Source organism: Thermopolyspora sp. NPDC052614, assembly GCF_040678635.1.
Classification (GTDB): domain Bacteria; phylum Actinomycetota; class Actinomycetes; order Streptosporangiales; family Streptosporangiaceae; genus Thermopolyspora.
Genome location: NZ_JBFATZ010000018.1, coordinates 82,366 through 104,515, shown reverse-complemented (window position 1 = coordinate 104,515; position 22,150 = coordinate 82,366). Strand labels below are relative to the sequence as shown.

Sequence of the window (22,150 nt, the reverse complement as noted above, 5' to 3'; positions counted from 1 at the left end):
TCGCCGCGGACCATCGATAGGAGATGATGAGTGTGCAGCCCGACGTCCCGGTCCCCGACGAGCACCCGCCGCCGAGAATCGACACCACCGTGCCGCATTCCGCCCGCATCTGGAACTACTGGCTGGGGGGCAAGGACAACTATCCGGTGGATCGCGAGGCCGGCGACGCGTACCTCCACATCAGTCCCGGCATCGTGGAGACGGCACGCGCGTCCCGCTACCTGCTCGCCCGCTTCATCCGCTACCTGACCGGCGAAGCCAAGATCCGGCAGTTCCTGGACATCGGGACCGGCCTTCCGACCGTGGACAACACCCACGAGCTCGCCCAGTGCGCGGCCCCGGACTCCCGGATCGTCTACGTCGACAACGACCCCCTGGTGCTCGCCCACGCCCGCGCCCTGCTCACCGGCACGTCGCCGGGCACCGTCGACTACATCGACGCCGACCTGCGCGACCCGGACAGGATCATCGCGCAGGCCGCGAAGACCCTCGACTTCGACCGGCCCATCGCCCTCATGCTCATGGGCATCCTCGGCCACATCGACGGCTACGACCTGGCCCGTTCCCTGGTGAGGCGGCTGGTGGACGCCCTTCCCGCAGGCAGCTACCTCGCCCTCTACGACGGGGTGGAGGGCAACGCGGCCTCCCACCAGGCGCTTGACGACTACAGCTCGCGCGGCGCCGTCCCTTACCACCTGCGCAGCCGGGAGGAGATCGTCGGCTTCTTCGACGGTTTGGACCTGGTGGAGCCGGGCGTCGTCCCGCTGTCCGAGTGGCGTCCCGAACTGCCGAACCTCGACCCCCCGACCGTGACCGCGCTCGGCGGCATCGGCCGCAAGGTCCGATGACGGCTCGCCCTCCGCGGGCTCGCGCCGAACCCGCGGAGGCATGAGCGTCGGTCTTCGGCGGCCCGGCCTCGCCTACCCTCGCCTACCGTCCCCGGTCACCTCCTGCGGACGATGATGCGCTGCGACCCGTTGGCGTTGTTGGAACTGGTGGCGGAATTATTGGAGTTGCGGGCCCGTATCACGATCGCGAAGTTTCCGCTGTTGACGGAACGGCCCGAGCTGTAGTAATAGCCGCCGTTCTTCGAGATCCCGTTGCGCCGGGGTCTGCGGGCGTCCCTCGCGGAATTCGGTGGCACACCGCCGGACGCGTACATCCGGAACATGTCCCGGGAAACGCCACGCGTGTTCTCCGAGGACGCGGATTCGGCGAAGGCCGACGCCCCCGCCGCGGTCACCGTCAGAGCACAGCAGAGTACGGCCAGGCCGGCCGGCTTCATCAGATACCTCATCGCCCCTGATGCTCCATACGTTGTGTCGGCCCTTCGGCCGGCGTCCGGCGTCGGCTCCACCGTGCCTCCGGGCTTGCCGCGGAACCCTCGTCGATATCCAGCGTCTGCCCGCCGTTGGCGGCGTTTCCGCTGCTTGTCGCGTTGTTGCTGCCCGTGGCGCCGTTTCCGTTCGAGAAGTTGCCGCTGTTGATGGGATTGCCCTCGCTGTAGTAATTCCCGCTGTTGGTGGAGTTACCGCTGTTTTCCGCGCCGTTGACGCACTTCGTGGGAGAATTTGAGGAGGGTGAATTATAGGCGACCAATCGGTTTCCGCAGAACACCTGGGGTATCGCGTCCAGCACCGTGACGAGGTCCGCGCCGGTCAGTCGCGCCAGCGTGGATCGCCGCGCGGGCGCGGGATCGGCGCTCGCCGGCCCGGCCGCCCCCGATATGGCGATGATTCCCGACGCCGTCACCGCGACCGTAATCCTGCCGAAGCCCCGCATTCCGCCTCCACTGTCCATGAGAACTCCGCCGAGAACGCCGCCCAGGCTACTGCCGGGCCGTTCGACGAATCATTACCGGCGCATCGTGTCGAAGAATTCGACGATCCGGCCGGGAGAATTGTGGCGATTATCGGGGGCAAGGCAGGACGGCGGCGTCGGAATTCTGCCGAATCGGCTCGTGGCCGCGCCGACGCGGCAGCGTGCGCGGGAGGCGTCGTACCGGCCCGTCGCGAGCGCCCGGAGGCGCGCTTGACATCAACCGGGACGCCCACGAGTCCCTGCAGAACCGCGCCACAGTCGGCAAGTCCCTCCTGCTCATCTGACTTATCCGAGCCTTATCCGAGCCTTATCCGGGCCTTATCCGGGCCTTGGTTGAGTTCGCTCCGAACCGCGCCGCGTACCTGATCCCGGCCGTCCGCGTCGGTCGCGCGGCGATCGCCGTACCCGTCGTCCAGGGCTCCGGATCGCCGCGCGACGTGAGAGTTCCCGCTCGTCACGGGGGTGCTGACCGTTCGCTCCACCCACACTGCGAAACTACGGTGGGAAAAGGTACACCCAGGTACGAGTCGCCCTATGGGACAGGCCACGCGAAAACATCGACGGTGTTGGCCCAGGGTTGGTAAAGAGGAGACCGAGATGACGATCAGCCCGCAGGCGCGGCACGGAGGCGAAGCGGCCGGGACCAACGGCGCCGGCTTCAAGCTCGAGTACGACCACGGTTCCCTGGCGCTCCCGGCCCGCCCGGTGACCGAGGGCCCGGCCGGGGTCGATGTGAGCACACTGCTCAAGGAGACCGGGTACGTCACGGTGGACGTGGGCTTCGCGAACACCGCGGCCTGCTCGTCGGCCATCACCTACATCGACGGGGACGCGGGCATCCTGCGCTACCGCGGATACCCCATCGAGCAACTCGCCGAGAAATCCTCCTTCCTGGAGGTTTCGTACCTGCTCATCTACGGCGAGCTCCCGACTCGCGAGCAGCTCGTCGAGTTCACCGAGAAGATCACCATGCACACCCTGTTGCGCGAGGAGATGCGCCGGTTCTTCGACGGCTTCCCGCGCGACGCCCACCCGATGGCCGTGCTGTCCTCGGCCGTGAGCGCTCTGTCGACGTTCTACCAGGACAGCCTGAACCCCTTCGACCAGGACCAGGTCGAGATCTCCACCGTACGGCTCATGGCGAAACTGCCCACGATCGCCGCGTACGCCCACCAGAAGTCGATCGGCCGCCCGCTCCTCTATCCGGACAACTCGCTCGGCTACGTGGAGAACTTCCTGCGCCTGACGTTCGGGGTGCCGTCCACGCCGTACGAGATCGACCCGGTCCTCGTCGACGTGCTGGACATGCTGTTCGTGCTGCACGCCGACCACGAGCAGAACTGCTCGACCTCGACCGTCCGCATGGTCGGCTCCAGCCACGCGAACATGTTCGCCTCCATCTCGGCGGGCGTGAACGCGCTGTTCGGCCCCCTGCACGGCGGCGCCAACCAGGCGGTGCTCGAGATGCTGCAGCAGATCCACGCCGACGGCGGCGACGTGGACGCCTTCGTCCGCAGGGTGAAGGCCAAGGAGAAGGGCGTCCGCCTCATGGGCTTCGGCCACCGGGTCTACCGCAACTACGACCCGCGCGCCGCCATCGTGAAGAAGGCCGCCCAGGAGGTCCTCACCCGCACGGCCAACGGCGACCCGCTGCTCGACCTGGCGCTGCGCCTGGAGGAGATCGCCCTCTCCGACGAGTACTTCATCGAGCGCAAGCTCTACCCCAACGTGGACTTCTACACCGGCCTGATTTACAAGGCGATGGGCTTCCCCACCGAGATGTTCACCGTCCTGTTCGCCCTCGGCCGTCTCCCCGGCTGGATCGCTCAGTGGCGAGAGATGATCACCGACCCCACCACCAAGATCGGCCGTCCCCGCCAGCTCTACGTCGGAGCCACCGAACGCGACTACGTCCCCATCGAGAACCGCTGACCCACCGGAACACCACCCGAGGTCATGGCTGCCCCGCAGGGCAGCCATGACCTCGGGTCATCCCTCGCGCTTGGGCAGCACCCGCTTGATCGCGAGAGCGGCCGAGATGAGGGTGAACAGGGCCAGGCCGACCCAGAGCGCGTTCATACCCATGAACGGCGCGCTGGCGGCGGCGCCTCCGAATCCCGCGGCGACTCCGCCGATCGGGGGATTGTTGTACATCTCCTACCACTTCCTCTCTTTGCGGAACACTGCCTCCCAGAACGCCTTCGCCTGAGCGGCCTGAAGGAACACATCAAAGATCATTTCGACCACGATCAGCCCGGCGATCGCCATCTGCCTCCGCCCGCGGCTGCGTACCGTCACCACGCGTTCGACGGCGAAGACGCCCGTGATCGCCAGCCACAGGGGTTGCAGGACGATGCCGCCCATGAACAGCACGCTGTAGGCGAGCGAGCCGAGGTAGGCCACGATCACGACGATGCCGATGAGCGACAGCAACTGACGCCCCCAGTAGGGGCGGGTGACCCGGGTCCATCCGTAGTCGGCGAGGTTCTCCAGCGCGCCGCGCTTCCAACGCAACCGCTGCCGGAACAACTCGCCCCAGGTGGGCATCACCTCGGTGGTGAGCGTGCACTCCGCCGGGCAGAGGATCCGCAGGTCGAGGTGGAGAATCGCGAGCGTCAGCTCGTTGTCCTCGGTGAGCACGCGCACGTCGTACACATGATCCCCGCCGGGAAGACGCCCACAGCGGCGCGCGGCCACGACCTCCCGCAGGGTGATCGCGCGGAACAGGGTGGCCGTGCCGGTCAGCACCAGCGCCTTGCCCCGCAGCCGCCGGACGTCTCTGGCGTAGCGTGCGTACTCGTTGCGCTGGAACATCCCGACCAGACCGCCCCCGCGTTTGCCGGTGAAGGTCCCGCCCACGGCGGCGAGCCGGCCGTCGGCCAAGCGGAGCACGCCGTGGTGGAGGAAGCCTGGATCGAGGGCGGAATCCGCGTCCATCACGAGGATCGCGTCCGCGCCACCCAGCGTGGGGAGCAGGTCGTCGAGGATCTGGTTGAGCGCCCCCGCCTTCTTGTGCCGGTTGCCCCTGGTCTCGACGACCTCGGCGCCCAGCAGCATCGCCAGCCCCGCCGTCGCGTCCGTGCAGTTGTCGGCGATCACGATGATCCGGTCGGGAGGGCGGACCTGCCGGGCCAGCGACGCGATGGTCTCGCCGATCTGCGCGGCCTCGTTGTGCGCCGGGATCAGCGCCGTGACCCGCATGTCCGATGGGTCCACGGGAGGCAGGCTGCGCCGACCGTCCCGATCGCGCCGTCTCGGAACGGTCCATTGCTCGGCGAGATGGGCCGGGTGGTGCACGGGTGGTCCTGGTGGTACTTGTGAAGCTGCTGCTTCTTTTGGGCATGGAAGGCCCTAATGTGGTGCAAGAACCAATGAAACACTAGATCTACCTCTCTGCGCTATAAGAGAAGTAAGTGATGTTGATTGCCCGATCGGTAGCACCCGTCCGAATCTTGATCGCCTCGGTCGCCGCCACCGCGGCGCTCGCCGCGGGATTGATCGGGTACGCGCACCTCACGCGAGTGACCACGCCCCCACCGGGCCCCCCGCAGCCCCCGCCGAGCGCGAGCGCCCTGCCGGCGCGGGTGAAGGCCGCCGCGGCGCTCCCCGCCTCACGCCCGGTCCGGCTGGAAATCCCGAAGATCGGCGTACGGACGCCCCTGATGACCCTGGGCAAGAACCCCGACCAGACCATCGAGGTCCCCCCGCTGACGCGAGCCGACACGGCCGGCTGGTACCGGCTGGGCCCAACGCCAGGGTCGCGAGGAGCGGCGGTGATCGTCGGCCACGTCGACACCACCACAGGACCGGCCGTGTTCTACCGTCTAGGCCGGTTGCGCGCGGGCGACAAGGTACGGGTCTTCCGGCGGGACGGCAGACCGGCGATCTTCGTGATCGACGCGGTGGAGAGCGTCCGCAAGGACCGCTTCCCGACCGCCAAGGTGTACGCCGACCCCGGCTACCCGGCGATCCGCCTGATCACCTGCGGCGGAGCCTTCGACGCGAACAGCGGCCACTACGAGCGCAACATCATCGCCTACGGCCATCTGACCCGCTGAACGCTCCCGCCACCGTACGGATGTTCGGCGTCGTAGGCGGACGTGGCCGCGGGCACCGAGAAGACCGCCCATGGCCCGCGATCGTCCTCAGCCATCACGTCTGGCGGAGTCGGTAGCTGAACCACACGCTCTTGGCTCCGTCCTCGGTACGGCTCCAGCCGAGGCACTGCGTCATGCACCGGACCATCGCGAGTCCCCGTCCGTGCTCGGCGATGTCGTCGGCGGCCACGAGGTGGGGAAACTCTGCTCCGTGATCGATGACCTCGCCGAACAGCATGCCGCCCCGGACGTACAAGGTGAGCCTGACCTCGGGGGCGCCGTGGACGATCGAATTCGTGATCAACTCGGAGACGATCAGTGTGATGTCGTCGGAGGCGTGACCAGGGCGCCCTGGCCCAATTGCCTTCGCCACGCTCGCCACAGGCCGGCCACGTCCGCGCGATCGGCCGCTGTCCTGGATGCTTCTGCTGTACCCGTTCTTGGCGTTTCCCGGACTTGTGTAACCGTACCACCACCCTCCGTAGTGATTTCGGTTAACATAATGAGGTCCAGGAATTGAAAACTCAATAGGCGAGTCTCAATATGAGGGGTTGTCCCGATTTGCCATTGACTCGCTTATCGGGCAATTCATCACAGGGAGGCCATATCGATGTCCAGCCCCACCCTGAAACGTCGGCGACTCTCCATCGAGCTCCGCCGTCTCCGTCAGAGAACGGACCTGAGCGTTACGGAGGCGGCAAAACGCCTAGATCTGGACCCGGCCACGATTACCCGCATGGAGCGAAACGACTGGAAACGCCCCAACATCAACATTATTCGCAACATGCTCACCCTGTACGGCGTGACCGACGAGGCCAACCGCGATGCCCTCCTCACCCTCGCGAGAGAGTCCCGCCAGCGCGGTTGGTGGGCCGACTACGCCGACGTGTTCCGGAGCAGCCTCCCCGACTTCGAGTCCGGTGCCCGCGCCATCTTCGAGTACCCCGCCCTGCTGATCGCCGGGCTCCTCCAGACCGAGGAGTACGCCCGAGCGGTCTTCCGTGGCGATCAGGTGCTGACCGACGAAGCCTTGCTCGAACGTCACATTCGCGCTCGCATGGTGCGGCAAGAGATCCTGGACCGCGAAGACCCTCCGCATTTCTGGGCTGTGATCGATGAGGCGGCCCTGACGAAGCTGGTCGGCGGTCCCGACGTCATGCGCGATCAGCTTCGGCACATCTGCAAGATGGCGGCCAAGCCCCACATCACCATCCAGGTCCTACCGGACTCGGTGGGTGCCCACAGCGGAATGATGGGCGCGTTCACGATCCTGGACTTCCCGGCTCCCGACGACCCGAGCATGGTGTACATAGAGACGCCGACAGATGCCTTGTATCTGGAGAAGCCAGAAGAAATCCACCGTTATAGGATTATTTATGGCCACCTTCTTTCGGCGGCCCTTCCGCCGGAGGAGTCTGTTCGTTTCGTGGCCTCGATGGCAGACCAGCTCAAGGAGTAGGTGAGGGGCAATGAACCGAAGCCCGAAGCCGGCCTGGCGCAAGAGTTCCCATAGCGGCGGGAGCGGTGACAACTGCGTTGAGATCGCGGGTGTGCGCAGCGGCGTGGCCATGCGAGACAGCAAGAACCCTGGCGGAGGAATCCTCACCTTCACTCCTCGCGAGTGGAATGCCTTCCTCGGCCGCATCAAGGGCGGAGGGCCCGTCGAGTAGGCGAGGAACAGGGCGGGGCCGCGCGGCCAGGTGCCCGGGGGCGGGTCCTTTTCGCTTCGTCCCTCTGCGAACCACATGGGGCGGCTTTCACCCCCATGTGGTTCTCGGGTCAATTCCAGAGGTCCATCTCGGGGAGTTTCACCCAGAGGTCAGGAGAGCCCGTGAACGCGCGCGCATCGGTGAGGCGCAATCCCGCGCCCGCGCAGCAGTACGCCACGGCCTCACCGCGGTAGAGGTAGACGGCGAGGATCTCCTCGGCCGGCTGACGACGCATCCGCCGGGCACGTCCGTGACGGGCGCGGCGCGGTAGAGGCCTGAGCGGCGGGCCGTACGGGCGAGGTCGGATCCCCGTGTGGTACGGCCTGCACCTGTTGGCGGCGCTGGCGATCATCATCCTGCTGGTGATCTCGTCGCGGCGGGAGGCCGCCCGGCAGCCCCGCACCATCGGGTTCGTGGCGCTGAGCATCGCGCTCACCCTGTTGATCTTTGCTCTCTGACCGGCGCTCGGTCATTTGTCGTAGTCGACTCTGCCTTGTTGCCAGACGAAATGTCTGTTGCACGTCGGCTCTACTGGGTGGCGGCGATGGAGCCTGATGCGAGGAAGGTGTATGTCATGGCAGCTGAGAGTCTCGAGGCCGCGATTCAGCGGGTGGGGTCTGCGGTCGGGGTGCTACGCGATTCGAAGGTTCGGCCGCACACCTTCCCCGTGGCACCGGAGTTCACGAACTGGCGCTCGGAGCAGAAGGCGTGGCGGACCACGTGCGCGCTGCTCGACCAGTCGCACCACATGACCGACCTGTTCATCAGCGGCCCGGACGGGCTGAGGCTGCTGTCGGACTTCGGCGTGAACTCGTTCGCGAACTTCACGCCCGGGAAGGCCAAGCAGTACGTCGCGGTGAACCAGGACGGCTACTTCATCGGGGACGCCATCCTCTTCCACTTGGAGGACGGCCTGTTCGACCTGGTGGGGCATCCCACCGTGGCGAACTGGCTGCAGTACAACGTCGAGGTCGGCGGGTACGACGTCACGCTTGAGCGGGACGACAACTCCTACGACCGGCCGTCGGGGCCGCCGAAGCTGTACCGCTACGAGCTGCAGGGGCCGAACGCGGTGCCGCTGCTGGAGAAGCTGACGGGCGAGCCGCTGCCGCACGTGAGGTTCTTCAACATGACCGAGTTCGTCATCGCCGGGCACCGGGTGCGGGCGCTGCGGCACGGGATGGCCGGCATGCCGGGGTTCGAGATGTTCGGGCCGTGGGCCGAGGGCGAGGAGGTGCTCGCGGCGATCCTGGCGGCCGGGGCGGAGTTCGGGCTGGTCCGGGCGGGGGCGAAGGCGTACTCGACGTCGAATCTGGAGTCGGCGTGGATTCCGACGGCGGTGCCGGCGATCTTCGGGCCGGAGTTGCGGGGGTATCGGGAGTGGCTGCGGGTGGACTCGCTCGGGTCGCTCGGCGGCAGCATGAACTCCGCGGACATCACCGACTATTACGTCACGCCGTACGACATCGGGTACGGGCACGTGGTGAAGTTCGACCACGAGTTCCTGGGGCGGGAGGCGCTGGAGCGGCTCGCCGGGACGCCTCGCCGTGCCAAGGTGTCGCTGGTGTGGAACCCCGATGACGTGGTGTCGGCGGTGCGGTCGCTGCAGGAGCCGGGGCTGCCGGCCAAGTACATCGAGATGCCGAAGGCGCGGTACGCGTTCTTCCAGGTCGATGCGGTGCTGCGCGACGGCAAGCAGGTGGGCATGTCGCTGGATGTCGGATATATCGCCAATGAGCGGGCGTTCATCTCGCTGGCCACGCTCGACCTCGACTGCGCCGAGCCGGGCACCGAGGTCACGGTGCTGTGGGGTGAGGAGCCCAACTCGGCCAAGCCCGCGGTCGAGGAGCACCGGCAGATCGAGGTCCGGGCCACGGTGGCTCCCGCGCCGTACGTCCGCGAGGTCCGCGAGTCGTACCGCAAGTCCTGAAATATCCGGCCACCGCGGGGCACGTCCTCGCGGTGGCCGCCACCCACACGGAGCCGGTCGCGCGGGGGCGGCCGGCTCCTTCGCGTCACGTCTCGTCGGCGGGCGGCGGCACCAGCCCCTCGCGGATGGCGACGAGGGCGGCCTGCGTCCGCGAGGTGAGGCGCAGCTTGCGCAGCACGTTGCTGACGTGCGTGCGCGCCGTGCGCTCGCTGATCACCAGCTCCTCGGCGATCTGCCGGTTGGTACGCCCGTTGGCGACCAGAATGAGCACGGCGCGCTCCCGCTCGGTCAGCGCCCCCACCCCGGTCGGCGAGATCATCTCCCGGGTGAGCCGACGGGCGACGGCCGGATCCAGGAACATCTCGTCGCGCGCGGCCGCCTGGATCGCGGCGGCCACCTCGGTCGGCCCCGCGCTCTTGAGCAGGTATCCGGCCGCGCCGTTCGCCAGCGCCGCGTGCACCCGCTCCATCTCGCCGAAGCTCGTCAGGATGACGACCCGCACCTCCGGGTAGCGGCTGGTGATCCGCGCGGTGGCGACGACGCCGTCCATTTTCGGCATCAGCAGGTCGAGCAGCACGACATCCGGCAACTCCTGATGGACCGCCATCTTCTGGAGGATGTTCAGCGCCTCCTCGCCGTCCTCAGCCTCCGCGACCACCTCCATGTCGTCGAGGACCTCAAGGTAGGCGCGGATGCCGCGGCGCACCACCGCGTGGTCGTCCACGATCAGCACCCGGACGGGGGCGCCCTCCGGAACGTTCATGACGCGCGTCCCCCCGCTGCGGACGTCGGCGCGGATGTCGGCCCGGAAGTCGGCCCTGATGTCATCGCGGAGACCGGGGTGATCGGCACGGCGAGACCGCGCGCGACCGCCGGCGCCTCGACCGTCGCCGGCATCACGAGCCGGACGACGGTGCCGCAGGCCCGCCGTGGCTTGACCGTCAGGGTTCCACCCCATCGCTCCGCTCTCTCCCGCATCATTTTCAGCCCATATCCGGCGGTACGCCGGCACGAGTCCGCCTGCACCGCGCCGATGCGCCGGCCGTCGTCGGTGACGGTCGCCCAGAGCCGGTCGTCGCGCCGATGCAGCCGGATGGTCACCTTGCTCGCCTGGGCGTGTTTGACGATGTTGTGGATCGCCTCCGCGACGATCCGGTAGACATCTTCGGCCATTTCGCCCCTGATGTGCTCCAATCCCTGGCCCACCGAGAGCGTGAACCGCAGGCCGGTACGGTTCGCGGTGCTGTCGACCAGCGCCCGGACCGCCTCCTCCAGCCCGCCGAGCTCGGCCGACGACGACGGCCGCAGCTCGTGGACCATCGCCCGCAGATCGGCCAGCACGGTCCGGGACAGCAGGCCCACCTCGTCGGCGAACCGCCGTACCGTCTCGGCCGGTACAGCATCGCCGCGCTCGCCCACCACCTCCATCGACTTCGCCTGCATGCTGATCGAGAACACTTGCTGCACGATCGAGTCGTGCAGGTCGCGGGCGAGCCGCTGCCGCTCCTCGCGCCGGGCGACGTCGCGTTCCTGCTGCAGCAGCGCCGCGTAGTCGACGGCGATGGCCGCCTGTTCGGCCATCGCGAGCAGGAACTCCAGGGTCCGCTGCCCGATGACCTGACCGGGAGCGAAGAACACGTTGAGCACGCCGACGGCGTTGCCGCGGGCCAGCAGCGGAATGCTGACGAACGACTCCCACTTCAGCTCGGCCAGGTAGTCCCGCAGCGGCTCCCACGCCGGGTCGTCCCGGATCAGCGCCCAGCGGTTGGGCACGACGATCGGCTTGCGGCCGTGCAGCGCGTCGAGCATCCGCAGGGCCGCCCCCCGCCGCTGGCACAGCAGCAGCCGCTCGAAGAAGTCCGGCCAGTACCGGAACCCGGCCTGCCCCATGATGCGCAGCTCCCGGCTCCCGCCGTCGAGCGTCATGATCTGCACGCCCGCCACCGCGTCCGTCTTCAGCACCTCGGACGCGAGCGCGTCCAGCATCGCCGAGAGCGAGCCCTGAGAGGTCAGGTTCGCCGCGGTACGCGCGACGGCCGCGATCCGCCGCCACCGGTGCCGCTCGTCCGTGACGTCGCGAAACGCGACCACGGTGAGGGCGGGCTCGGCGGGCAGGCGCTGCGCGCGGTAGGAGAACTCGCGGCGCACCCCCGGCTTCGGCGACCACCGGGTGACCTGCTCCATCGACCCGTCCTCGAACAGCCCGACCGGCTCCATCCCGCGCTCCGGCGCGAGCGCGAACGGCGCCGGAGCCCCGATGAGCTCGCTCTCCGGCCTGCCGCACAGCCGTACGCCGGCCGGATTGATCTGGGCGAACCGCCCGTCGGATGTGATGACGGCCAGACCGTCGGGAGCATCGAGGGCGACCCGAGCCCAGTCCAGCACGGGACGGGTCCGCACGTCCGTATCGCCGCCGTCGACCGAACCGGCCATGGCGAAACCCCCCTCCGCGTCGGCGCGACCAGGACCCTGGGACGGCGGTCACAGTGAGCCGCATCACAAGGATGCATGTCAGTCACACGAAATGCACCCCTGCAAGGGGGTACTGCTGACGAACCGGAAATATGCCCGTCATATACACCATATCGGACGTTACCTGCCGTACCAGGGTGCGAACCTGCGGCAACATCCCGGACCCACCGCGACGGCCGCAGGGTGTATCAGATCCTCCCGGCCCCCCTCAAGGAGTTCGGGCGTACCTGACCACGACCTCGTTGAGGTTCTCGCACCGTGTGGCCGAGCCTGCCGAAGAGGTGACAGTCCGCAGCGCCCCTCTGGTGACGAGTCCTTCGGCGGGTTACGTTCCGAAATGGAAGCGATCGTCTGCGTTACAAGACCACATGAAAGAGGCCGTCATGCGAGATCGCCACGCCCCCGTGTTCCTCGCCCGGTTCTGCGGCAACTGCGACTGCGGATGCCCCGAGCTGTACGTCGACCCGAGCGCGGACGCCGACCGCCGGGTCGTCATCACCGATGATTTCGGGCAACGGGTCGAGATGAGCCTGGACCAGTTCCGGGACCTCGTCGAGATGGCCAAGAGCGGCACGCTCGACGACCTGCTCGACCGCCGGGTCACCAGGGCCTGACCCGCCCGGCGGCCCCCGCTCGTGCCGCCGCACGCGAGGTCAGGGCGTGCGCGACGGCGTCCCGCCCTCCTGCGGGAGGCCGTCGCAGTCGCGGATCAGGTCCTCGGTGACGCGGCCGCACACCTGGGTGAGCGTGGGGCCGGTGCGCGGATGGACGTAAACGAGCAGCACCGGCTTGCCGGCCGGGTCGTGCCGGTCGGGGGAGACGCCGAAGTCGATCAGGCCGGTGGCCCCGGAGAGGCGGCGGCCGTTCTGGTTGATGTTGCGCAGTTCGTACAGGACCATGCCGCTGGTCGGCGCGGTGCCCTCGACGGCCTGGAAGGCGCGCTGGGCGGCCTGGACGAAGGCGAGCGCGGCGTCGTGGGCGAGCATGGCGTGCCCTTCCGACGGCCGGTCGCCGATGTCCGGGTCGGCGGCCTTCAGCTTCTCGAACTCGGCGAAGAATCCCGGCGGGCTGGCCTTCTCCTTCACCCAGTCCAGTTCCCATAGGTCACGGAAGGCCAGCGGGGTGTAGTAGAGGCGCAGCGAGGTGCGCTGCTGGATGCCGATCGGGTTCTGGATCACCTGGCGGGTGATCTCGTCACCGGCCATGACGTACAGCGGCTGGGTGCCGCACGACCGCTCCAGGTCGTCGAGGAAGGCGTTGAGCTGGGGCGCCCGCCCCGCGTAGTAGTACACGTCGCGCCGCGGGCGGCAGGCCTGGTCCACCACCCGCTGCAGCTCGGCCACCCCCTCGTACGGCAGCAACTGGACCGCGTCCGACGCGAGTCCCTCGCCGAAGTGCCCGGCGAAGTCCGTGGCGAGGTTCTCCCCGTACAGGTCGCCGGGGGTGGCGTCGTAGAAGACGGCGGCGGTGCGGGCGCGCATGACCTTGCCGTCCGGCCCGGTCAGCCCGAGCCTGGCCCAGCGGGCCGCCGCGGCCGCCTGCCGCTCGTTGCCGGGCGCCACGTGGAAGTAGTACGGCGAGCGCCAGCGACCGAACTCGGCGGTCTTGTCGTAGGTGTTGACCGTGCCGATCATGGGCAGCCCCACCGAGGAGAGCGCCCTGATCGCCCGCTGCGTCTGGTCGACGCTCTGCCCGAGGCCGACCACGCCGACGATCGTCGGATCCCGCCGGCTCAGCGCCACCACGTCGCGGGCGACCCGCTCGGCGTGCGCGGAGAACTCCCCGACGTTGCCGATCAGCAGCCGCAGCCGCAGATCCTGCTCCCTGTTCTGCTCCTCCTGCAGCAGCAGGAGGCCGGCGAGCTCGCCGTACGTGCCGGCCACCAGGCCCTGCCCGCCGTGCCGCACCGACAGCGGGCCCAGGTAGACCAGCGTGATGTACGGCTTGCGCGCCCGGTCCCGCATCACCTGGTCGTTCTGCGCCCGGATGCGCTCGATCACCGGCCGCAGCGTGGCGTTGAACACCTCGCTGCCGTCGCTGATGCCGACGCACTCGCCTTGGGCGGTGCGGGCGATGGCGTGGGTCCCGCAGTACCGCGCGGCCTCCGCCGCGTTCGCCCGGTTCCGCAGCTCGTTCAGCGTGACGAAGCCGCCGCACATCAGCAGCACCGAGGCGACCAGCACCCAGTAGACGCCGCGCCGGGCCAGCACCGGCGGACGCGGCAGCGGCGCGCGGCCCCTGACCCGGTCCACCGCCAGGTCCCGCCCGGTACGCGGCACGTTCACCTGCAGGTAGCAGGACCTCGCCGGGGAGGCGCTCGGCCGCAGCCACGCCTCGTGCAGCCACGCCTCGTAGTCCTCGGCGGCACGGGCGAGATCCGTCCGCCGCGGGCCCAGGCCGCCGTGCCCATGCCCATACCCGTGCCCATACCCGTGCCCGTGGTCATGATCGTCATCGTCCACCGGCGAGTCCGGCAGCGTATTGATCACCAGCAGCGGGTCGAGCTGCCCGGTCTCCTCCCGGACGTCGTGCACCAGCCGCATGAACCGCAGCCCCGTGCCGGTCGGATCGCCAGGGTCGTCGTCGCCGTCCACGCCCGTGCGCTCGGGCGGATACATCGTGAGCAGGGCGTACCCGGTCCGAGCCCACGGCGCGCGCCGCAGCCGCCTGCGCCGGTACGCCTGGCGAAGATCCTCAAGGAAGGCGTGCACGAGCAGCTTGTCAAGCTCCTCGGTGTCGTCACGGCGGGCCGCCTCCACCACCCGCACCGCGAAGCGCTCGAAGGTGGTCACGTCCTTCGACAGGTACGGCTGCCGCCGCCGGTCCTGGTAGAACCAGCGGAACCGCCGCCGCCCCGCCCAGTCCCGGGTGTTGCGCACCGTGTAGACCAGCCACGCGCCGACGCTGGCGAGCAGCACCGCCAGCGCCGCGATCACGCTGATCGCCTGCCCGGCCCACGCGCCGAGCACGGCGGCCCCGGCGAGCCACGCGCCGAGGGTGCGGTCCACGTAGGCGAAGACGCTGTCGCGTTTCTCCTGGCCGCTGTCCTTCACCGGGAGCAGCGCCGTACGGCCGCGCGCCTTGATGCGCCTGCGCATCTCGGCCTCTTTCGCCCTGACGTCCTTCTCCTTGAGGTCCCGGCCCGGCTCCGGCTCCTCGCACAGCCACAACAGGAACGTCACCAGGGGAAACCGGGGCGCGGGCCGCAGCTCCCCACCGGCTCCTTCGCGGCCGAGCTCGTCACTGGCCTTCTCCAGCAACGCGCGCAGCCGCTGTGAGGGCGTATCCCCGTCCAGAGCGCTCGGCGTGATGTCCGCGTTCGGCGTCCGCTTCTCGTAGTGCCCCGCGAGCGCGTGCACCACCTTGAGCCGGACGTCCCGGGGGCCGGAGAAGGTGAGCAGCGGCAGCGGCCGGTCCCCCTCGCCGGGGGTGACGCGCCGCAGGCCCGCCACCGACAGGATCTTCAGCAGCCGGTTGTCGTGAAAGGCCGGAGGCCGCCGCACGATCGAGTCGAAGAGGGCGAAGAACTCCTCGGGATCCGCTCGCTCGGTGCCGCTCACGAACGTGTCGTCAAGCATGGCTGAGATCCTTCTCTGGCAGAGACCCCGCTGGATCTACCTATGAAGACGTCTCAGAGTTACCGAATAGCTCCCGATTTGGCCATGAAAAAAATCAGGGCAGGCGTCACGGCTCGATCACCGTACGCCGTCGCGCGTCATCCCCGCAGGTAGGCCAGCACGGCGCGGACCCGGCGATGCCCTTCGGCGGCGGTCAGGTCGAGCTTGGCGAAGATGTTGCCGATGTGCTTGGCGACGGCGTGCTCGCTGACGACCAGGTAGGCGGCGATCTCGGGGTTGGCGCGGCCCTCGGCCATGAGCGCGAGCACCTCGCGCTCACGCGGGGTCAGCCGGTCCAGCGGGCTGTTCGTACGGCGGCGGGTGAGCAGGTGCCGGACCACCTCCGGATCGACCGTGGTGCCGCCGCCCGCGACCGTCTCGACGGCGTTGACGAACTCGGCGACCCGCCCGATGCGGTCCTTGAGCAGGTAGCCGACGCCGCCCGGCCCGGCGGTCCGCTCGAACAGCTCGACCGCGTAGGCGTCCGCGACGTACTGGGAGAGCACGCAGATGCCCAGCCCCGGATGACGCCGCCGCAGCTCCACCGCCGCCACCAGGCCCTCGTGGTCGTGATCGGGCGGCATCCGCACGTCGGTGACGACCACGTCGGGCAGGACGCCGGACGCGGCCTGCTCCGCGACCGCCGCAAGCAGCGCCTCGGCGTCTCCGACGGCGGCGACCACCTCGTGCCCGAAACGGTGCAGCAGCCCGGCGAGCCCTTCGCGGAGCAGCACCGAGTCCTCGGCCAGGACCACCCGCATCTCAGCCTTCCTCCAGGGGCTCCAGGGCATCGTGACGATCGACGGGCATGACGGCGGTGACCACGGTCGGTCCGCCGGCGGGGCTGCGCACCGTCAGCGTCCCGTCGTACACCGCCACCCGCTCACGCAACCCCGCCAGCCCGCCGCCCGCCGTGAACGCCGCGCCGCCCCTCCCGTCGTCCCGCACGGTCACCACCAGGCCCGGCGCCTCCTCCCGGCGGTCGGCCGTCACCCTCGCGGTCATCATCGCGGTCACCGCCGCGTGGGACGCGCCGCTGTGCCGTACCACGTTCGTCAGCGCCTCGGTCACCACGAAGTACGCCGCGGACTCCACCCCGGCGGGCAGCCGCGGCACGTCCACCTCGACGCTCACCGGGATCGGCGCGCGGTCCGCGACCTCGCGCACGGCGGCCTCCAGCCCGTGGTCGGCGAGCACGCGCGGGTGGATGCCCCGGACGGTGGCGCGCAGCGCGACCAGCGCCTCCTCCGCCTGCGTCCGCGCCCGCGCCACCAGCTCGCGGGCGGCGGGCGGGCATCCGGCGAGTTCGAGGTCGGCGAGGCCGAGGGTGAGCGCGAGCGCCACCAGCCGTTCCTGCGCGCCGTCGTGCAGGTCGCGCTCGATGCGCCGCCGCTCGTGCTCGAACGCGTCCGCGAGCGTGACCCGCGAACGCCTCGCCTCGGCGAGCCGTTCCGCCAGCTCCTCCTCCCGCCCGGACAGCAGCGCCCGCGCGAGGGCGGCCTCGGCGACGGCGAGCGCCGTCCACAGGTAACAGCAGGCGACCAGCACCACCAGGCCCGCGGCGAACAGCGCCGGGACCTCCCACCCGCTCGTGACCTTCACCCCGGCGTCGGACAGCAGGCCGAGCGCGGCGAGCAGCGGCGCGCCGAGCAGCGGCACGAGCAGCCCGCCGGTGGCCAAGACCACGACGGCGTTGACGACGCCGATGATCGCCAGCAGCAGACACCAGGCCGTCTCCCGCCACGTCGCCGGCTCCCGGAGCCACGCCCCGACCCGCCCGTACGGCGAGGCCCCCGCCGCGACGACACGCGGACCCCGCGCCACGACCAGGCCGAGCGACCGCAGCCGCCGACGCTCCAGCGGCGCCACCACCGCCACCCACAGCGGCACGAGCAGCACGGCGAACACCACCGCGGTGGACGCCACGCACAGCAGCACCCCGAACCCGACCAGGGCGCCGCCGGCCAGGTAGACGAGGCAGCGCCACGGCCACGCCGACGCGACCAGCCGCCAGGGCGGCAAGGCGAGCGCCCGGCCCGGGGCGAGAAGCGAACCGGCCATCACCGCGACCCTACGGCCGATCACGCCCGCGCGACATCCCGCGGGATCCACCCCGGTGGTAGACCGCGCTCTACCCCCCGGACTCCACCGCGGGCCCGTGACCGGGCGGCGCCCCGTCCGCTGCCATGGAGACCATGAAACACACGGTCAAACCCGTCGCCCTCGCCCTGGCGCTCACCATGCTCTGCGTCACCGCGCCCCCGCCCTTCGACGCCGCCGCGACCGCCCGCGCCGTGCGCGCCGTCGTCGGCGGCCCGGTCCTGGGCGTGCTGGCCCGCGTCGGCGGCGACGCCCGCTGGACCGCCACGGCGGGCCGGGCCGAGGCCGACCGCCCCCGTCCCGTACCCGCCAACGCCAGGTTCCGGATCGGCAGCATCACCAAGACCTTCGTCGCCACCGTCGTCCTCAGCCTCGTCGCGGAGGGCGAAATCACCCTGGACGACCCCATCCAGCGGCACCTGCCCGGCGTACTGCCCGCCGACTACCCGCCCATCACCGTGCGGCAGCTCCTGCGGCACACCAGCGGCATCCCCAACTACCGTCCCAGCGTGATGTCCACCCCCGAGACCGTCGTGCGCGACCGCTTCCGCCGCTGGCGGCCGGAGGAACTCATCCGGATCGCCACCGCCCAGCCCCGCCTGTTCGAGCCCGACGCCGGCCAGAGCTACGCCAACACCAACTACATCCTGCTCGGCCTGCTCATCAAGAAGATCACGCACCGATCCTGGCAGCGGGAGGTCACCGAGCGCCTGATCAAACCTCTCGGCCTGACCGCCACCTCGGCCCCCCGTACGGACCCGAAGGTGCCCACCCCCCACGCCCACGCCTACGTGACCCTCACCCGCGACGGGGCCACCCGGCTGGTCGACGTCACCCGGATCAGCCCGTCCGCCGTCGACGCCGCGGGCGCGATGATCTCCACGTCCCACGACCTCGACGTCTTCCTGCACGCCCTGCTGACCGGCAGGCTGCTCCCCGAGCCCCTGCTGGCGGAGATGCTGCGCCCGTTCCCCGGCGGATCGGTCGGCGGCGCGGGCTACGGCCTGGGCATGATGACCGTCACCCTTCCGCCCGCGTGCGGCGGCCAGACCCTGTACGGCCACGGCGGCGGCACCTTCGGCTACTCCAGCCTCGTCCTGGCCACCCGCGACGCCCGCCGCCGCTTCACCATCTCCGCCAACACCACCGCCCTGGACGAGGCGAACTCCCCGGTGGAGAAACTCCTCGCCGCCGCCCGGACCGCCTTCTGCGGCGGGACATGAACCGGGCATAGACGGGACATCAACCGGGCATGAGCGGCAAGGGAGGCGCGGCGTGCTCGATCTGACCGACGTACCGGTGATCGACAACCACTGCCATTCGATCATCCACGGCCATGCGAGGCTCGGGGCACGCGACTGGGAGGGCTGCTTCACCGAGGCCGCCTCACCACAGATGCGTCACCGGCACGCCGCCGCCACCCTCGCCTTCCGCCGTACGCTGCGTCTGCTGGCGGCCGAACTCGGCGTCGGGCCGGACGCGGGCGACGACCTCGCGGACGCGGTGGCCGCCGCCCGCACCGCCCTGGGCGACGACGAGCTGAGCCGCCGCCTGCTCCGCGCCGCCAACGCCACGATGTTCCTTCTCGACGACGGCTATCCCACGGCCCCGCACCGCACCGACGCCGAGTTCGCCGCCCTGAGCGGCGCCGCCACGGCGCGGATCGCCCGCCTCGAACCGATCATGGAACGCGTCCTGCCCGCCGCCTCCACCCCCGACGACGCCCGCGACCGTCTCCTGGCAGAACTGGACGGCCTCGCCGGACGGGCCGTCGCCCTGAAATCCGCCATCGCCTACCGCACCGGCCTGGCCATCACCACCTGGGACGCCGACCAGGTCGAGGCATCCTGCAACCAAGCCCGCCGCGACGCCGCCCGCTATGGGGGCCGCCTGCGCCTGAACCACCGCCCGATCCACGAGCACCTGCTGCGCGCCGCCCTCCGCTGGGCGGCCGCCCACCGCATCCCCGTCCAGTTCCACACCGGCTACGGCGACCCCGACCTCGACCTCCGCCTGGCCAACCCGCTCCACCTGCGCCTCCTACTGGAGGACCCCGCCCTGCGCGGCCTCCGCCTGGTCCTGCTGCATGGCTGCTGGCCGTACACGCGGGAAGGCGCCTTCCTCGCCGCCGTCTACGAGGGCGTCTTCCTCGACGTTTCCTACGCCATCCCCTTCCTCTCCACGGCCGAGACGCGCGCCATGACCCGCGCCGCCCTCTCCGCCGCCCCCACCACCAAGCTCCTCTACAGCAGCGACGGCGTCACCATCCCGGACCTCCACTGGTCCGGCGCGCACACCGCCCGCCGGATCCTCGGCGCCGTCCTCACCGAGGCCGTGACGGACGGCGACCTCACCCGGCGAGAGGCCGAGCGGACCGCTCACGCGATTTTGTACGGCAACGCCCGTCACCTGTACGGACTGGCCGAGCAGGGTCGAGGAGCCGGTCAGCGGGACTGAGGGGCGGTGCTGAAGGCGGCCAGGAAGCGGTCGCGGAACTGGTCCATGCGCCAGACGGGGGAGCCGGGGCCGGGTCTGAGGCCGTCGGTCCAGTTCCAGGAGGAGACGCGGTCGAGTACGGCGGGGTCGCGGGCGACGATGGTGATGGGCACGTCGTGCGGGGCGCCCCGGCCGGTGACGGAGGGAAGGGGCTGGTGGTCGCCGAGGAAGACGACCACGAGATCGTCGTCGCCGTACGTCTCGATGTAGGAGATGAGGCTGGTCAGGGAGTATTCGATGGCGCGGCGGTAGTCGGCGCGCACGCGTTCCGGGCTGCGCCAGATCTTGGGGGAGGGGCCCGCCTTGGCCATCGGGGTGTAGACGCTGCCGTCGCCGAGCCGGTCCCAGGGGAGGAACGAGGGCAGCGGCGTCCACGGGACGTGGCTGGAGACCAGCGGGATGGTCGCCATCACCTGGGGACGGCCCTTCCTGGCGTGTTCGAGGCGTTCGAAGGCGGCCAGGGTGAACTGGTCGGGGACGCGCGCCCAGGAGAAGGGGGAGCCGTGGTAGCGCAGGTCCCAGGAGGCGTACACGCGGTTGAAGCGGAAGAACGACGCCTCCGGCCAGGCGCGGCGGACGCCGGGGGCGAGGGTGACCGTGCGCCACTTGGCGCGGCGGAAGGCGCTGGGGAGCGTCATGCGGTCGCTGGAGACGAGGTTGCGGTAGCGCTGCTGATTGTCGATCCACAGGCCGGACAGGAACGTGGACTGGGCGAGCCAGCTTCTGCCGCCGAAGGTCGGCGAGGTGAGGTACGCGCTGCGGGAGGCGAATCCGGCGGCGCGCAACCGGCGCGTGCCGTCGTCGAGCAGCGCGCCGACCTGCGGCGCGAACTCCGGGTCCTCGACGGCGTCGCGTCCGTAGCTCTCCACGAAGGCGACGACGACGTCCTTGCCCTGCAGGGCGGAGAGCAGCCGGTCGGCCGGGGTGTGGCGGAAGGCGTCGACGGCGGCCTCGGCGGCGAAGGCCTCCTGGTCGTGCAGGCCCACGCGTACCTGCTGGACCCGGTCGTAGGTGAACGCGGCGACCGGCACCTCGGGGGTGATCGGACGGCCGGCCAGGGCGAAGGCGAGGGAGATGACCGTGAGCGCGGCGACGCCCGCGGCCGTCCTGGCGCGGTGCCGTACGGCGATCCGGGCCAGGCGCAACGCCGCCAGCGGCATGAGGGCGAGCACGGCGACGGCGAGGGCGCCCGCCAGGACGGCGGCGGCGATCGCGCCCGCCAGGCCGTAGGAGTCGAGGACGTACTCCCAGGCGGGTTCGAGCGTGACCCAGTCGAGGATCACGTCGAACGGGCGGACGACGACCATCAGGAAGCCCATGTCGAGGATCTTCAGCACGGCCAGCGGGGCCAGGATCAGCCCGACGGCCACCGCCACGATCCGCGCGGCCCGCCACGGCAGGGCCAGCACGAGGGCGACGGCGATGAGTCCCTCCACCGGAACGCGCAGGAACGCGCCCACAGTGATGAGATCCAGGTCGTTGGGCGCGACCAGGGCGAACAGCACCAGCGCGCAGGACAGTGCGGTGGCGGCCCATGCGACGACGCGCCGCCCGATCCGCCCGATACGCCCGTCGCGTCGGCTCTGCCGGAGCCGTATGTTGATCGCCAATGCGCAGGTCCTTCCGCGTGTGACCGGGGGTCGTGCCGGTCCGAGCCGCCCGGGCTCAGATACGCGCCGGAGCGGCGACCCGGTTCGCGGGGGACGGGAAGGCGGTAGAAGTACACAGAAAGGTACAGAAATTCTATGTACAACAGGTAGGGAATATTGACATGCTGGCCGACGCCTGCCTAGGGTCATTGGTATGAGCCAGGGCCGATCGCTGACCAGGCGCTCTCACGTGGACTTCGGCCACGTCGCCAGCGCGCAGTGTCGCTGACCGCGGAGACATCCGGTACGGATGGCCGCC

At 70.0% G+C, this 22,150-nt stretch carries 22 protein-coding genes; 10 read left to right on the top strand and 12 right to left on the bottom strand.

Features of this window, described 5'->3' with window-relative positions; genetic code table 11:
* The first annotated feature begins 26 nt into the window (after positions 1 to 26).
* Entirely contained in the window at positions 27 to 848 is an 822-nt protein-coding gene (locus tag AB0K60_RS30060) for an SAM-dependent methyltransferase (RefSeq protein WP_364062572.1), read from the top strand.
* A gap of 95 nt (positions 849 to 943) precedes the next feature.
* Here the strand turns inward: AB0K60_RS30060 and AB0K60_RS30055 are convergent, their stop codons facing one another.
* The gene (locus AB0K60_RS30055; protein WP_364062569.1) at positions 944 to 1,297 is read right to left on the bottom strand and encodes a hypothetical protein; all 354 of its coding nucleotides are present in this window, start codon (positions 1,295 to 1,297) and stop codon (positions 944 to 946) included.
* A complete protein-coding gene (locus AB0K60_RS30050) occupies positions 1,294 to 1,782 on the bottom strand; it encodes a hypothetical protein (protein WP_364062566.1) in 489 nt (162 codons plus the stop codon). The genes AB0K60_RS30055 and AB0K60_RS30050 overlap by 4 nt, the downstream gene beginning before the upstream one ends.
* 636 nt (positions 1,783 to 2,418) lie before the next feature.
* Between AB0K60_RS30050 and AB0K60_RS30045 the strand changes: the two genes are divergently transcribed.
* Positions 2,419 to 3,753, top strand: a complete 1,335-nt coding sequence (locus tag AB0K60_RS30045) for a citrate synthase (protein ID WP_364062563.1) — start codon at positions 2,419 to 2,421, stop codon at positions 3,751 to 3,753.
* Positions 3,754 to 3,810: 57 nt separating this feature from the next.
* On the opposite strand, the gene AB0K60_RS30040 is transcribed toward AB0K60_RS30045, so the two are convergent.
* Together AB0K60_RS30040 and AB0K60_RS30035 are read right to left on the bottom strand one after the other, a co-directional pair.
* On the bottom strand, positions 3,811 to 3,975 hold the full coding sequence (locus tag AB0K60_RS30040; RefSeq protein WP_364062560.1) for a hypothetical protein: 165 nt from the start codon (positions 3,973 to 3,975) through the stop codon (positions 3,811 to 3,813).
* A 3-nt stretch (positions 3,976 to 3,978) separates the two neighbouring features.
* The gene (locus tag AB0K60_RS30035) at positions 3,979 to 5,037 is read right to left on the bottom strand and encodes a glycosyltransferase family 2 protein (RefSeq protein ID WP_364062557.1); all 1,059 of its coding nucleotides are present in this window, start codon (positions 5,035 to 5,037) and stop codon (positions 3,979 to 3,981) included.
* A 236-nt stretch (positions 5,038 to 5,273) separates the two neighbouring features.
* On the opposite strand from AB0K60_RS30035, the gene AB0K60_RS30030 reads away from it, so the two are divergent.
* On the top strand, positions 5,274 to 5,879 hold the full coding sequence (locus AB0K60_RS30030; protein ID WP_364062554.1) for a class F sortase: 606 nt from the start codon (positions 5,274 to 5,276) through the stop codon (positions 5,877 to 5,879).
* A 94-nt stretch (positions 5,880 to 5,973) separates the two neighbouring features.
* Here AB0K60_RS30030 and AB0K60_RS30025 read toward each other — a convergent pair whose 3' ends face one another.
* On the bottom strand, positions 5,974 to 6,291 hold the full coding sequence (locus AB0K60_RS30025; RefSeq protein ID WP_364062551.1) for an ATP-binding protein: 318 nt from the start codon (positions 6,289 to 6,291) through the stop codon (positions 5,974 to 5,976).
* A 237-nt stretch (positions 6,292 to 6,528) separates the two neighbouring features.
* Between AB0K60_RS30025 and AB0K60_RS30020 the strand changes: the two genes are divergently transcribed.
* Both AB0K60_RS30020 and AB0K60_RS30015 read left to right on the top strand, forming a co-directional pair.
* Positions 6,529 to 7,377 (top strand): helix-turn-helix transcriptional regulator, encoded by an 849-nt coding sequence (locus AB0K60_RS30020; RefSeq protein WP_364062548.1) that lies wholly within the window; start codon positions 6,529 to 6,531, stop codon positions 7,375 to 7,377.
* 10 nt (positions 7,378 to 7,387) lie between these two features.
* Positions 7,388 to 7,588: a DUF397 domain-containing protein gene (locus tag AB0K60_RS30015; protein WP_364062545.1), complete on the top strand. Its 201-nt coding sequence runs from the start codon at positions 7,388 to 7,390 to the stop codon at positions 7,586 to 7,588.
* 109 nt (positions 7,589 to 7,697) lie between these two features.
* Here AB0K60_RS30015 and AB0K60_RS30010 read toward each other — a convergent pair whose 3' ends face one another.
* Entirely contained in the window at positions 7,698 to 7,862 is a 165-nt protein-coding gene (locus AB0K60_RS30010) for a hypothetical protein (RefSeq protein ID WP_364062542.1), read from the bottom strand.
* Positions 7,863 to 7,938: 76 nt separating this feature from the next.
* Between AB0K60_RS30010 and AB0K60_RS30005 the strand changes: the two genes are divergently transcribed.
* Both AB0K60_RS30005 and AB0K60_RS30000 read left to right on the top strand, forming a co-directional pair.
* A complete protein-coding gene (locus tag AB0K60_RS30005) occupies positions 7,939 to 8,085 on the top strand; it encodes a hypothetical protein (RefSeq protein WP_364062539.1) in 147 nt (48 codons plus the stop codon).
* 116 nt (positions 8,086 to 8,201) lie between these two features.
* On the top strand, positions 8,202 to 9,557 hold the full coding sequence (locus tag AB0K60_RS30000; RefSeq protein WP_364062536.1) for a hypothetical protein: 1,356 nt from the start codon (positions 8,202 to 8,204) through the stop codon (positions 9,555 to 9,557).
* 85 nt (positions 9,558 to 9,642) lie between these two features.
* Here the strand turns inward: AB0K60_RS30000 and AB0K60_RS29995 are convergent, their stop codons facing one another.
* Entirely contained in the window at positions 9,643 to 10,320 is a 678-nt protein-coding gene (locus AB0K60_RS29995; protein ID WP_364062533.1) for a response regulator transcription factor, read from the bottom strand.
* Positions 10,317 to 11,990 carry a histidine kinase gene (locus AB0K60_RS29990; protein ID WP_364062530.1) on the bottom strand — a complete coding sequence of 558 codons (1,674 nt, stop codon included), beginning with the start codon at positions 11,988 to 11,990 and terminating at the stop codon, positions 10,317 to 10,319. Before AB0K60_RS29990 ends, AB0K60_RS29995 begins: the two co-directional genes overlap by 4 nt.
* Before the next feature lie 422 nt (positions 11,991 to 12,412).
* Here AB0K60_RS29990 and AB0K60_RS29985 point away from each other — a divergent pair, with 422 nt between their 5' ends.
* Positions 12,413 to 12,643, top strand: coding sequence for a hypothetical protein (locus AB0K60_RS29985; protein ID WP_364062527.1), 231 nt, complete (start codon positions 12,413 to 12,415; stop codon positions 12,641 to 12,643).
* Positions 12,644 to 12,682: 39 nt separating this feature from the next.
* Here AB0K60_RS29985 and AB0K60_RS29980 read toward each other — a convergent pair whose 3' ends face one another.
* From AB0K60_RS29980 to AB0K60_RS29970, 3 genes are all read right to left on the bottom strand, one after another.
* Positions 12,683 to 15,607 carry a hypothetical protein gene (locus AB0K60_RS29980; protein ID WP_364062524.1) on the bottom strand — a complete coding sequence of 975 codons (2,925 nt, stop codon included), beginning with the start codon at positions 15,605 to 15,607 and terminating at the stop codon, positions 12,683 to 12,685.
* Positions 15,608 to 15,744: 137 nt separating this feature from the next.
* Positions 15,745 to 16,407 (bottom strand): response regulator transcription factor, encoded by a 663-nt coding sequence (locus AB0K60_RS29975; protein ID WP_364062521.1) that lies wholly within the window; start codon positions 16,405 to 16,407, stop codon positions 15,745 to 15,747.
* A gap of 1 nt (position 16,408) precedes the next feature.
* Positions 16,409 to 17,707, bottom strand: coding sequence for a histidine kinase (locus tag AB0K60_RS29970; protein ID WP_364062518.1), 1,299 nt, complete (start codon positions 17,705 to 17,707; stop codon positions 16,409 to 16,411).
* Positions 17,708 to 17,841: 134 nt separating this feature from the next.
* On the opposite strand from AB0K60_RS29970, the gene AB0K60_RS29965 reads away from it, so the two are divergent.
* Together AB0K60_RS29965 and AB0K60_RS29960 are read left to right on the top strand one after the other, a co-directional pair.
* Positions 17,842 to 18,969, top strand: coding sequence for a serine hydrolase domain-containing protein (locus AB0K60_RS29965; RefSeq protein WP_364062515.1), 1,128 nt, complete (start codon positions 17,842 to 17,844; stop codon positions 18,967 to 18,969).
* A gap of 52 nt (positions 18,970 to 19,021) precedes the next feature.
* Entirely contained in the window at positions 19,022 to 20,203 is a 1,182-nt protein-coding gene (locus AB0K60_RS29960; RefSeq protein ID WP_364062512.1) for an amidohydrolase family protein, read from the top strand.
* Here AB0K60_RS29960 and AB0K60_RS29955 read toward each other — a convergent pair.
* Positions 20,191 to 21,852, bottom strand: a complete 1,662-nt coding sequence (locus AB0K60_RS29955; RefSeq protein WP_364062509.1) for a sulfatase — start codon at positions 21,850 to 21,852, stop codon at positions 20,191 to 20,193. The genes AB0K60_RS29960 and AB0K60_RS29955 overlap by 13 nt on opposite strands.
* Between the last annotated feature and the right edge of the window lie 298 nt (positions 21,853 to 22,150).